Source organism: Vagococcus luciliae (assembly GCF_024637875.1).
Classification (GTDB): Bacteria; Bacillota; Bacilli; order Lactobacillales; family Vagococcaceae; genus Vagococcus; species Vagococcus luciliae.
Genome location: NZ_CP102451.1, coordinates 167,357 through 180,247, shown reverse-complemented (window position 1 = coordinate 180,247; position 12,891 = coordinate 167,357). Strand labels below are relative to the sequence as shown.

Sequence of the window (12,891 nt, the reverse complement as noted above, 5' to 3'; positions counted from 1 at the left end):
TAATCGTAAGCGTTACGTTTTGAACAAAAAGAATCATAGCATGTGTGTTGAATTAAAGCAAGGATAGTTGGTTAAGGTGTAAGATAAAACAGATAAAAAGCAGCTTAAACTTACTTTTTATCTGTTTAATGTTCTGACTAAATAAACCTCATCACAAAATCCCTTTAAAGCATTTGCTACGTGTATAGCCCGTGAGCGCTTTTTACAAAGAGCTAAAACAGTAGGACCACTACCGCTCATAACGGCAGCATCAGCTCCAAATTCTAACATTTTTTCTTTGACATATTTGACAATGGGAAAAACGTCCATTGTGTATGATTCAAGGGAGTTACCTAAGTGCTGAATCATCTCTTGATAGTCTTGATTCTCTATCGCTTCGTATATCGCTTTTATATTTGGGTGAGAAAGTGAGTCAACTTGGATTTTTGAAAATACGCGAGGAGTGGATACACTGATTTTGGGTTTGACTAGAACAATCCAACACTGTGGCATTGGATGAGATAGTGGTTTCACACAATCACCAACGCCCGTCACAAGAGCTGTTTGCCCATAAAGACAATATGGAATATCTGTGCCAATGGGAACGGATAATTCTGCCATTTCTTCCAATGTCGCACCAAGATTAAACAAGCGATTGACCCCTCTAAACGCAGCAGCAGCATCACTGCTACCTCCACCTAAACCAGCTGCAACGGGTAGGTTTTTCTTTAAATTTACTTCAACACCTTGAGTCAATCCATACGTTTTTTTCATGACGTCAATTGCTTGATAGATATTGTTTTTACGGTCTACTGGTAGGAAGCCATTATCAGTTTTAATGATGATATCATTTGTATTAGTTGGCGTAAAAATTAAACGATCAGATAAATCGACACTAGCCATAATCATTTCAAGTTCATGATATCCATCATCACGTTTATAAAGGACATCAAGTCCCAAATTTATTTTTGCTGGGGCTTTTTCGATGATTTCCATTGACTACCTCCACTTCTAAAAATTGCCGTTTGTTTGATTATACATGAAAAAAGAGCGAATATAAAACATTTTAGATGACTATTTCGTTAGATTTATTTAATGATAAAAAAAGATAGGAACGATTCCTATCTTTAACGATACATTTTAAATTTTAAAAATAAATCATTGTAAAGTTCTAAATAAGTTTGACCTAAATCCTCATAAACCTCTAAATGTTCAATGATTTTGTCACTCGGATAAAATTGAGGGTCGTTTGTAATTTCTTTTGGTAAAATTTCTAATGCTTTTTTATTAGGTGTAGAGTACCCAATGTATTCCGCGTTTTGAGCGGCTATTTCAGGTTTCAACATAAAATTAATAAAATCATAAGCCCCATCAATATTTTTAGCTGTTTTTGGAATGACGAAGTTGTCAAACCAAAGATTAGATCCTTCTTCAGGAATCACATAATGCAAGTGTTCATTTTCTTCTAACATACTAGCAGCTTCACCAGAAAACGTCACAGCCGCAGCACTTTCGCCGTTGATCATATACATTTTGATTTCATCAGCTACAATGGCTTTGACATTAGGACTTAAATTATCTAACTTAGTAGAGGCATTTTCTAATTGCTTATTATTTTTACTATTGAGAGAATGCCCATCACTATTTAAAGCTAATCCCATGACTTCTCTAGCTCCATCAATTAACATCACATTGTTTTTTAGTGAGGGATTCCATAAATCATCCCAATGTTTAATCTGACCTTCTTTAACGAATTCATCATTGTATATAATTCCCAATGTTCCCCAAAAATAGGGGATAGAAAATTTGTTTTTAGGATCAAACGGTATATTTAAAAAGCGACTATCGATATTTTCTAAGCCTTTTATTTTTGAATGATCAAGAGGGATGAGCATGTCTTGTTTGACCATTTTTTGAATCATGTATTCACTAGGGATGGTCAAATCATAGGCTGTTCCACCTTGTTTGATTTTTGTCATCATACTTTCGTTTGAATCAAAGGTTTCATAAATCACTTTGTAGTTGTATTCTTTTTCAAATTGTTTGATTAATGAAGGCTCTATATAGTCTCCCCAATTATAAATCGTCAAAACGCGGCTTCCAGAAGCACCACTTGTTTTTGCAAGATTAAAAGAAGTAACAGCTAAAAGGACAATGATAAGAAGAATACCTGAAAAAAGAGCGTTAAGTTTCTTCATATTATTTTCCTCCTATCTTTTGTGCTTTTTTCTTTTTATACTTTGGTTTATTGTCTTTACTGATAAAGTAATAACCAGTTACTAATAAAATAGAAAATAAGAATAAAAGAGCACTCAAAGCATTGATTTCTAAACTAATTCCTTGTCTAGCACGAGAATAGATTTCCACTGATAAAGTACTAAAACCATTACCTGTTACGAAAAAGGTCACAGCAAAATCATCTAGTGAATAGGTAAACGCCATAAAATAGCCAGCAATGATACCAGGAGTCAAGTAAGGTAAGATAATCTGCTTTAATACTTGCCAGTTGTTTGCTCCTAAATCTCTCGCAGCATCAATGAGTGATGGGTTCATCTCTTGCATTTTGGGTAGAACCATTAACACAACAATCGGGATACTAAAGGCAATATGTGCTAACAATACAGATATAAAACCTAGTTGAAAACCAAACAAAGTTCCTAAGAAAGTAAATAAAATTAAAAAGCTAGCCCCAATAATAACATCAGGAGACACCATTAAAATATTGTTTAAACTAAGGAGCGTATTTCGTAGACCACGTTGTTTGGTGTAATGAATTCCCATTGCGCCAAAGGTTCCAATAATCGTGGCTATTAATGCAGAGAGAAAAGCGAGTAGAAAGGTATCAACCACAATCCCTATCAATCTTGTATCTTTAAATACAGCTTGGTAATGCTCTAAAGTAAATCCAGTGAAAGATGTCATAGATCCACCAGCATTGAATGAATAATAAATCAAATAAAAGATTGGGGCATAGAGAATAATGAAAACTAAAATTAAATAGAGATGACTCCAATTAAATTTACGTTGGCTCATTTTTTCTTCGCTCCTTTCTTTTTCTTCTCACCTGTTAACATCATAATGACAAACATGGCAATAATCAGAACAACACCAATGGTTGATCCCATTCCCCAGTTTTGTGTGACAAGGAAATGCTGTTCAATAGCTGTCCCTAACGTGATGACACGGTTACCACCGATTAATCGCGTTAACATGAACAAGCTGAGTGATGGGATAAAGACTGCTTGAACGCCACTTTTTACCCCATTTAAAGATAATGGGAAAATCACTCGTCTAAATGTTTCAAAATTACTTGCTCCTAAATCACGACTAGCAAACACAAGAGAGGGATTAATTTCTTCTAAGGCATTAAAAATAGGCAAAATCATAAATGGAATTTCAATATAGGTCGCAACAGTTAAAAAGCTAAAATTTGTAAAAAGTAACTGTTGTGTTCCTATCCCGACTGTATCTAGAAAATTATTGATTCCACCATGAATACTAAAAATACCAATAAATGCATAAGCCTTTAGTAATAAATTAATCCATGTCGGTAAGATGATTAACATTAGCCAAAGTTGTTTGTGTTTTAACTTAGTTAAAAAATAGGCCGTTGGATAGCTAATGACTAACGTAAATAAGGTAATAAGTAAAGCGTAGAATAATGAATTAAAGGTCATACTAAGGTAAGTTCCACTTGTTAAATATTGTTGGTAATTACTTAAAGTAAATTGACCATTAATATCAAAAAATGATTGGTAAATAATTAAAATTACTGGTGCGATAACAAATAGAGCTATCCATAAAAAATATGGAATGGTATAGAATCGTTTTGATTGTGTCACTTGTCGCGCCTCCTTTAATCGTCATAGCTTTCTAATCTAGCATCAAAATCTTCTTCTGACTCATTAAAACGCATGACGTGAATATCTTCTGGTTCGAAAAATAACCCAACAGCTTGTCCTTCAAGTGGTTTCTTAGTTGAATGAACCATCCATTCATTTCCTTCAGAGTCAATACAGAAAATTTCATAATGAACCCCTCTGAATAATAAGGTATCAACTGTCGCTTTTAATTTTCCTTGTTCGACAGGTACTAGGGAAATATCTTCAGGACGCATTACTACATCAACGGGCTCATTTTCCCTCATACCACTGTCGACACATTCAAATTGTTTTCCGACAAATTCAACTAAGTTATCCTCAATCATAACCCCTTTTACAATATTACTTTCTCCAATAAAATCAGCAACAAATCGGTTAATTGGTTCATCATAAATATCAGAAGGAGAGCCACTTTGTTCGATTTTCCCATCATGCATAACAAAAATTTCATCACTCATAGCTAAAGCTTCTTCTTGATCATGAGTAACAAAAATAAAGGTAATGCCTAAACGTTTTTGTAGTTCACGTAACTCTGATTGCATGGCTGTTCGCAATTTTAAGTCAAGAGCAGATAAAGGTTCATCCAATAGTAAAATTTCAGGTTCATTTACAAGCGCACGAGCGATTGCCACGCGTTGTCTTTGTCCACCTGACATGTCACTAATTTGTCTTTCTTCTAAGCCAGATAATTGCACTAAACGTAGAGCTTCACGTACTTTTACATCAATTTGTTCTTTTGGTAATTTTTTGATTTTTAAACCAAATGCGACATTTTCATAGACATCCATGTGAGGAAAAAGAGCATAATCTTGAAAAACGGTATTTACTTTACGTTTATTTGCGGGAACTTTGTTAATGACTTTTCCATCAAATAAAATCTCTCCTGAAGTTGGTTCGCTAAAACCAGCAATCAAACGTAAAATCGTTGTTTTCCCACAACCTGATGGGCCAAGCAAGGTGTAAAATTTTCCTTGCTCAATTTCAAAACTCACGCTTTTTAACACAGTTGTGTCATCGTATTCTTTTACAACATCTTTAAATTCAATAATTGTATGACTCATATTTTCCCACCTTTACTATAAATAAGAATTTGTTGCAACAATTAATAATTGGCTTGTTCCATTATGTGCGTTGGAAATATTATGTGTGCTTAATGCTTGATAATAGATACTTTCTCCTTGCTCAGCAATGTAAGTATCTTCACCAATGGTAACACAGATTTTTCCTATTAACACATATCCAAAGGTTTCAGATTGTGATGGTTCAAATTCTTTGTACTCTCCTTTTTTTTCTAATGTTAGAAGAATAGGTTCCATATCGTTTTCATTAGAATCAGCAACCAACCAATTAATTTCATACCCTTTGTCTTCATCTATATGAAGTGTCTGTTCTTCTTTTGGGTAAACAACCTGTTGTTTTTGATTTTTGTCATCAAAGAATTGCTTAGGTGAGACACCTAATACTTCAAGAATGGAAAAAAATGTTTCAAGTGAAGGGGAACTTAAATCCCGTTCAAGTTGAGAAATGTATCCTTTGGTTAAATCTGTGCGTTCACCAAGCTCTTCTTGTGTTAAATTTTTTTGTAATCTTAGGTTTTTGATTTTTTGACCAATTAGAATAATAACCACCTCCAAAAATGTTTATATATACTAAACTTAAAAAGACAGAAGTTTTCTTATATTAAACATTATGTTTACTTTCTCAAGGTAGTATACAAGATGATTTTCAACAAATCAATTCATTTTTTACGCAAACATTGTTAAATTATTTGTGATAAAATAAGGGTATCAAAGAGATAAAGGAGATAAGTAATATGTCAGATAAAATATTCAAAGCGTTAATTGTAGATGAACAAGATGATAGCGTTATCTCAAGTGTAAAAGAATGGTCAGTTGATAAATTATCAGAAGGTGACACACTTGTTGAAGTGGATTATTCTGCGATAAATTATAAAGATGCATTAGCAACGGTAAAAAATGGTGGAGTCATTCGTTCTTATCCTATGATTCCAGGAATCGATTTTTCAGGAACCATTATTGAAACAACACATGATGGATTAAAAGTGGGCGATAAAGTGGTTGTAACTGGCCAAGGAACAGGGGTTAGCCATACAGGAGGATTTAGTGAAATAGCGCGTGTTCCGGGTGAATGGATTCAAGTTGTGCCACAAGAGATGGATTTAAAAGTAGCAGCATTTGTTGGAACAGCAGGGATTACGGCAGCACAAGCAATCCATCGTTTAGAATCTATTGGGTTAAACAATGACAAAGGTGCAAGTATTTTAATTACAGGTGCTACAGGTGGTGTTGGTAGTATGGCAATTAATTTATTAAAAGCACAAGGATTTACTAATATTACGGCATTAACACGTAAAAAATCAACAGATTACTTAGAAAAATTAGGGGTTCAACATATTATTAGCACAGATGAAATGTTAGAAAATACTCGTCCGCTTCAAAAACAAGAATTTGATTATGTGATTGATACGATTGGTGGAGCAACGCTAGAAGCTATTTTACCTAAAATTTCTTATGGTGGCGGTATTGCTTTATGTGGAAATGCAAGTGGCATTAAATTTAATACAACAGTATTACCATTTATTTTAAGAGGTGTCACGATGTTTGGGATTGATTCCGTTCAGTTAACCTCAGATGAGAAAAAAGAGTTATGGCAAACGATTAATCAATCAATAACAAAAGAGATGGTTGAATCAACAATTTCAAATGACGTGTCTTTAGAAGGCATTCTTCCAGTAACAAAACAGCTATTGGAGGGAACTCATAGTGGTCGCACCATTGTGAGTATAAAATAAAAAACAAGGTTGAGGCAATTAATGCTTCAACCTTGTTTTACTTTAAAACTTCAAGCTATTTGGTTTTACTTCTTTAGGGATAGGATTAACATAAGGTGTAATATCTGTTATGGCTTTTAATTCTGCTTTTGCTTGGTCAATGTACTCAGGTTCTTCAATGACTTTCACAGCAGTTGCAGCCATGATCTTAGCCGCTTGTATCATCCCTTTTTTAGCAATTCCACTTTTTCCATTTGTTACCCATTGCCAAGTGTGCATTGCAGTATTTTGTACTTCTGTTGCCACAATACATTGAACAGTTGGGACAATCCAACTAACGTCTCCAACATCAGACGAGCCAGGTAAGGTTACGTTTGTTAAGACTTCATTAAAAGGATAAACATAATCAGCTAATACTTTTCCTGGATTTTCAGCTAGAACTTTTTGTTCAACAGGAGTAGCTGGAGGGACCATTCTAAATTGTTTTTCTTCTTCAGTTAACGTATCGTGAATGGCTTTAGCAAATACTTGATCTTCTTCATCAAATTCAGGAGCACCATAATTCATCATCACATCTCCCATGATTCGTGAATAAATAACGTTAGGAATATAGTTTGAACAAGCTTTATCAAAATGTACTGTTACTTCAGTTTCAGTCATTAATGCAGCACCTTCAGCGATTTTACACAAACGGTCATAAATTTCTTTTGCTTGACTTCCTTTAGGAGCACGAATTAAATATAAAAGTTTTGCATGGTCTTGTACGACACTTGGGGCTAATCCACCAGCATCAAGATAGGCATAGTGATAGCGCGCTTCAGGAGTAACATGTTCGCGTAAATAATTTCCACCGACATTCATTAACTCACATGCATCTAATGCACTACGTCCCATATCTGGAGCATTTGCAGCATGCGCTGATTTTCCTTTGAACTCAAAAGCTGCTTGGATATTAGCAAGTGTTTTTACACCCCAAATCGCATTGTCTGTTCCTGGATGCCAACAAATAGCCATATCTAATCCATCAAAAGCTCCTGCTCTTGCCATAAATGTTTTTCCGGATCCACCTTCTTCAGCAGGACAACCAAAGTACTTTATTTGAGCTGGTATGTTGTGCTCTGTAATATAATCTTTTGTCGCAATTGCTGCAGCAAGTGAAGCTGTACCGAGTAAATTATGTCCACAGCCATGTCCATTTGTGTTTTCTGTATCAGGATTTACTTCTTTTTGTGTAGAGCCAGCTTTTTGAGACATGCTAGGTAGTGCATCGTATTCCCCTAAAAATCCAATGACAGGACCTTCATTTCCAAAACTTGCAACAAATGCTGTATCAATATCTCCAATATTTGTTTCAATATCAAAGCCTTCTTCTTTTAATACATTAATCAACACGTCTGCTGATTCTTTTTCATGGAATTTTGTTTCGGCAATATCCCAAATTTTATCACTTGTGTTAAAATATTTTTCTTTTTTTTGATTGATTAATTCTTCGATTTGTTTATACATAATATATATCCTCCTAATATTGAATATTTAGATAAATAGTGTCATACCATAAGAGAGTGCAATAGAAAGAGCTGTTACAATTATTCCTGGTATGATGAAACTAAAGACCTTCGTTCGTCCAGTTCGATCTAATTCAACTGCTAATAGTAAAGTCGGTTGGGCTGGTATAACAAAGTTAACATTTAAACACTGAACAATAACAATTAACAGCATTGGTGAAATACCAAGTGTTAAGGCGAGTGGAAAAATAATTGCTGCAACAGCTGTTTGAGCCCCAATAATCATAGCAACAAATGCACAGATAAAGATGATGACCCACGGATGGTCTGCTAGAACTTGTCCTACACTAGATACTAAAACAGCTTGGTTTTTTGGAGCACCGAAGATAGTTGATCCAACCCAACCTAAACCTAATACAATAAGAGTGGCACCAAGAGCGTTAGCAGTTGCAGGAGCATGAAGAATATCTTTAGATTTTACTTTAAATAACATAATATTAATCGCTGCAGATAAATACATGAACATTTGAACTAAATCGGCTGTTGCAATTTTTATTGGTTCTCCATCTATATTATACTCTGGTAAGAGACTTGGAAATAGTCCCAAAATAATAATGGCTAAAACACAGAGTAAGAATACTAATGTGGATTTTTTTGCGGCAGGACTTAACTCTTTTTCTTCATCTTCAATAATTATATCTTCTAGAATTGATTCATCAAACGGCAATTTTTTATTAACAATAGTAAGTAATATGCTTAAAATAATAATGGATAATAATGTAGCAGGTAGAGCAATGGATAAATAGGTACCTAAAGATATACCATATGCAGCTAATAATGTTACTACATAAGCAGTGGATGATGATGCTGGGCTACAGAGTAAAGCCATATTAGATGCTAGAACTGATGAAATTAAAGCTCCTTTTGGGTTTACCTTAGACTTTAAAGCTGTTTCAGAAATAATAGGTTCAAGGGATAAAGCAATCATTGCTGTTCCCATGCCGAAAACAAATAAGAAACAAACAAGAGGTGCAACTATTGTAATCGCTTTCGGGAAACGCTGGATAATTTTAGTTGCAACGCGAATCATGTAGTCCATTCCGCCAGATGCTTGTAATGCACCACTTGCTATACCAATAGACATAATGATTAAAACAGCTGTAACAGGTGGAGAAGATGGTGGAAGTTTAAAAATAAACAGCATGATAAATAGGGCAACAATTGCAGAAACACCAGATCCTAATGCGCCACCTTTCATCAAACCATAAATAATAGTTGCTATCATGATAGCAATTTCGATTAATAATAAAGCCATTTGAACCCTCCTAATACATAGAATATAACGTACCGAAAATGAATAATTTATTAAACCTACTTAAAAAATTATAAAATCGAATACATTTGGATATTATCAATTAAATGTGTTTTAATTATTTATTTTATATGAATTTTATTAGACTTTTTAAACATTAAAAAACTATAAGTATTATACCTGCTTTCTTCATATAAAGAATATCCTATTGATATTTTCCATTTAAATGCTTAAAATAAGGTTAAGTTCAGCGGAAATGATAGTTTCCTTGAAGAATTATTAACTAAATTCATGTTTAGCTAGTGATGTCTGCATACTATTTTTGGTGTGTGGCTTTTTTTGTGTAAAAAGAAGGGTGAGAAGATGGGGAAAGTTAAAAGACATATTTTGTGGATGATTTTTGGATTGATTATCGGAATCTTTGTAGGTATACTTGAATGTATTTTTGGTAAAGTATTGTTATTTGTTACAAATATTAGAGTACAATATTTTATGGTTTTTATATTTTTTTTACCGATTATAGGTTTATTTATTAAATGGCTATATCAATTTTATGGTAAAGAAAGTAGTAAAGGAATGACCTTATTGTTTGAAGTAGGGCAGAATAATCGTGATGTAATACCAGTTAGATTGATACCAATTATTACACTTAGTACATGGCTGACTCATTTAGTCGGTGGGAGTGCTGGTAGGGAAGGCGTGGCAATTCAGATTGGTGGAACCTTTACTAATTGGTTTTCTAGACACGTTTGGAAAAAATTTATACCAAGCCATGAAAAAAAACAACAAATGATAATAGTAACAGGAATGGCGGCAGGATTTGCAGGATTATTTCACACGCCGATTGCAGCAACTTTTTTTTCAATGGAACTTTTAGCTGTAGGTTATTTATCAATTGAATCTCTTCTTTCAGCCAGTGTTGCAGCAGTTACGTCAAGCTATATATCACAATTTCTTGGTTTAACAGCTTTTTCTACAACAATAAGAACGTATCCTGAATTAACTATCAGATTGATTTTAGTGTTATGTTTATTGGGATGTATCTTTGGTTTAGTGGGACGGTTATTTTCAATTAGTTTAGAAAAAACAAAATTATTCATTCAATCGATACAATGGCCCATTTATAAAAAAATGTTTTTCTTTTCAGTTATTTTAATGGTGGGGTTGATTATTGCAGGAAAGGGGAGATATTCAGGGCTTGGCAACAATTTGGTTGAAGCAGCATTTTACCAAGGGACAGTTTATTCATATGATTTTTTGTTAAAATTAATCTTTACTGTTTTTACCTTATCTATTGGTTTTCAAGGCGGGGAAGTGACACCTCTATTTTCGATTGGTGCAACGTGTGGTGTTCTTTTGGCACACTTATGTGGGTTGCCTGTTGAATTTGTCGCATCATTAGGTTTCGCCTCAGTTTTTGCCAGTGCGACCAATACATTAGTTGCTCCATTATTTATTGCAGGAGAAATATTTGGTTTTGAATTATTACCATATGCATTTTTTGTTATTATTGCTTCTTATTTAATGAATAATAACGACTCGATTTACCCTAATCAAAAAGTGTGACATTGTTATATAACAATGTCACACTTTTTATTTTCTACCAATAATTCTTACTTCAGTTTCAAGAGAAACATTGAATTTGTCTAGAATAACGTCCTGGATGTATTGAATTAGTGTAATATAATCTGTTGCTGTTGCTTTATTTATATTAACAATAAAACCTGCATGTTTTTCCGAAATTTGTGCTCCACCTATCATATGTCCTTGTAAACCGGCATCTTGTATTAGTTTTCCAGTAAAATAACCTTCTGGTCGTTTAAAAACACTACCGCACGATGGGTATTCAAGAGGTTGTTTTGATTCACGTAAATAGGTTAGTTCATCCATTTTTTCTTTTATTGCTGTGTGTTTCCCTTTTTCTAAATGGAAGGTCACGGATAAAACAATACCTTTTAGAGTTTGAATGATGCTATGACGATAAGAAAATGCCATGTCTTCTTTATAAAAGGTCTTTATTGACCCATCTTCTAATATAACATCAGCTGAATAAAAGATATCTGCCAATTCACCACCATAAGCACCAGCATTCATATATGCTGCTCCCCCAATGCTTCCAGGAATTCCACAAGCAAATTCTAATCCAGTTAAGTCATGTTTTAAAGCATCATAAGTCACATCAATAAGTTTAGCTCCAGATTCAGCAATAATTGTTGTATCTTGAACAATGACTTGTTTCATTTGAGTTAACATGATTACAACATCTTTAATGCCACCGTCTCGAACGATTAAATTACTGGCATTCCCTAGACAAATCCATTCTAGTCCACTTTTTTGGCAAAAATTAATTAAAGATTGAACCTCTTCTTTGGATGTAGGAAATGCTAAAAAATCAGCAGGACCACCGGTTTTAGTATATGTATAATGTGATAAAGGCTCATTTGTTAAAATAGTTATATTTGGAAATTGTTGAACAATAGTTTGTGTTGTCACGCTAATACCCTCTCTTAGTTAGAATAATTATAGTGGTTTCATTTTAACATAAAATCTATTGAAAAAGTATGATTGCTCATCATATCGTTCTGTTTATAAATCGGATAAAAAGCACAATATTCAGTACAATTATGATAAAATACAATTATAGATAATTTTAGGAGGAAGACTATGAAGCTTATTTCTTGGAATGTCAATGGATTACGTGCAGCGGTGAAAAAGAATTTTTATGAAGACATAAAACAAATAGATGCAGATATTATTTCACTGCAAGAAACGAAATTACAAGAAGGGCAAATTGAAATGGCGTTACCTGGTTATTATCAGTATTGGAATTATGCAGAAAAAAAAGGTTATTCTGGTGTGGCTGTTTTTACTAAAATTGAACCTATTTCTGTGAAGAAAGGTATGGGTATTAAGGAGTTTGATACAGAGGGCCGGTTATTAACGCTTGAATTTGATACTTTTTACTTAGTGAATTGCTATACACCAAATGCACAACCAGAATTAAAACGATTGGATTTTCGTTTGGATTGGGAGGAGCATTTTAGAAAATATTTAGTAAAGCTGGATGAAGAAAAACCGGTCATTTTATGTGGAGATTTAAATGTTGCCCATGAAAACATCGATTTGAAAAATTGGAAGAATAATCGTAAAAACCCTGGCTTTTCCGATCAAGAAAGAGATGCTTTTACACAATTATTAGATGCAGGATTTATTGATACTTATCGTTATTTTTATCCTAATAAAGAGGGTGCTTATAGTTGGTGGAGCTATCGCTTTAATGCACGAAAAAATAATGCAGGGTGGCGTATTGACTATTTTTGTGTGTCAAACAAATTAAAAAATAAATTGAAAAATGCAGATATTCTATCAACAATATTTGGAAGCGATCATTGTCCAGTTGAACTATTAGTTGATATGAACTAG

At 33.7% G+C, this 12,891-nt stretch carries 12 protein-coding genes; 3 read left to right on the top strand and 9 right to left on the bottom strand.

Going from position 1 to position 12,891, the window contains the following annotated elements; translation table 11 throughout:
* Window positions 1-117 precede the first annotated feature (117 nt).
* The 6 genes from ispE to G314FT_RS00965 form a co-directional block, all read right to left on the bottom strand.
* Window positions 118-975, bottom strand: coding sequence for a 4-(cytidine 5'-diphospho)-2-C-methyl-D-erythritol kinase (ispE, locus tag G314FT_RS00990; RefSeq protein WP_257701694.1), 858 nt, complete (start codon window positions 973-975; stop codon window positions 118-120).
* 131 nt (window positions 976-1,106) lie between these two features.
* Entirely contained in the window at window positions 1,107-2,177 is a 1,071-nt protein-coding gene (locus tag G314FT_RS00985) for an ABC transporter substrate-binding protein (RefSeq protein WP_257701693.1), read from the bottom strand.
* 1 nt (window position 2,178) lies between these two features.
* The gene (locus G314FT_RS00980; RefSeq protein ID WP_257701692.1) at window positions 2,179-3,012 is read right to left on the bottom strand and encodes an ABC transporter permease; all 834 of its coding nucleotides are present in this window, start codon (window positions 3,010-3,012) and stop codon (window positions 2,179-2,181) included.
* Window positions 3,009-3,821, bottom strand: a complete 813-nt coding sequence (locus tag G314FT_RS00975; protein WP_257701691.1) for an ABC transporter permease — start codon at window positions 3,819-3,821, stop codon at window positions 3,009-3,011. Before G314FT_RS00975 ends, G314FT_RS00980 begins: the two co-directional genes overlap by 4 nt.
* 14 nt (window positions 3,822-3,835) lie before the next feature.
* On the bottom strand, window positions 3,836-4,921 hold the full coding sequence (locus G314FT_RS00970; protein ID WP_257701690.1) for an ABC transporter ATP-binding protein: 1,086 nt from the start codon (window positions 4,919-4,921) through the stop codon (window positions 3,836-3,838).
* A 15-nt stretch (window positions 4,922-4,936) separates the two neighbouring features.
* Window positions 4,937-5,479 (bottom strand): helix-turn-helix domain-containing protein, encoded by a 543-nt coding sequence (locus tag G314FT_RS00965; RefSeq protein ID WP_257702470.1) that lies wholly within the window; start codon window positions 5,477-5,479, stop codon window positions 4,937-4,939.
* A 194-nt stretch (window positions 5,480-5,673) separates the two neighbouring features.
* Here G314FT_RS00965 and G314FT_RS00960 point away from each other — a divergent pair, with 194 nt between their 5' ends.
* Window positions 5,674-6,672 carry a YhdH/YhfP family quinone oxidoreductase gene (locus tag G314FT_RS00960; RefSeq protein ID WP_257701689.1) on the top strand — a complete coding sequence of 333 codons (999 nt, stop codon included), beginning with the start codon at window positions 5,674-5,676 and terminating at the stop codon, window positions 6,670-6,672.
* A 42-nt stretch (window positions 6,673-6,714) separates the two neighbouring features.
* On the opposite strand, the gene G314FT_RS00955 is transcribed toward G314FT_RS00960, so the two are convergent.
* Complete coding sequence (locus G314FT_RS00955) at window positions 6,715-8,157, bottom strand: M20 family metallopeptidase (protein ID WP_257701688.1); 1,443 nt, start codon at window positions 8,155-8,157, stop codon at window positions 6,715-6,717.
* Window positions 8,158-8,184: 27 nt separating this feature from the next.
* Complete coding sequence (locus tag G314FT_RS00950) at window positions 8,185-9,471, bottom strand: anaerobic C4-dicarboxylate transporter family protein (RefSeq protein WP_257701687.1); 1,287 nt, start codon at window positions 9,469-9,471, stop codon at window positions 8,185-8,187.
* Between the two features lie 360 nt (window positions 9,472-9,831).
* Here G314FT_RS00950 and G314FT_RS00945 point away from each other — a divergent pair, with 360 nt between their 5' ends.
* Window positions 9,832-11,034, top strand: a complete 1,203-nt coding sequence (locus G314FT_RS00945) for a chloride channel protein (protein ID WP_257701686.1) — start codon at window positions 9,832-9,834, stop codon at window positions 11,032-11,034.
* Window positions 11,035-11,061: 27 nt separating this feature from the next.
* Here the strand turns inward: G314FT_RS00945 and murB are convergent, their stop codons facing one another.
* Window positions 11,062-11,961, bottom strand: a complete 900-nt coding sequence (gene murB, locus G314FT_RS00940; protein ID WP_257701685.1) for a UDP-N-acetylmuramate dehydrogenase — start codon at window positions 11,959-11,961, stop codon at window positions 11,062-11,064.
* Between the two features lie 171 nt (window positions 11,962-12,132).
* Between murB and G314FT_RS00935 the strand changes: the two genes are divergently transcribed.
* Window positions 12,133-12,891, top strand: coding sequence for an exodeoxyribonuclease III (locus G314FT_RS00935; RefSeq protein WP_257701684.1), 759 nt, complete (start codon window positions 12,133-12,135; stop codon window positions 12,889-12,891).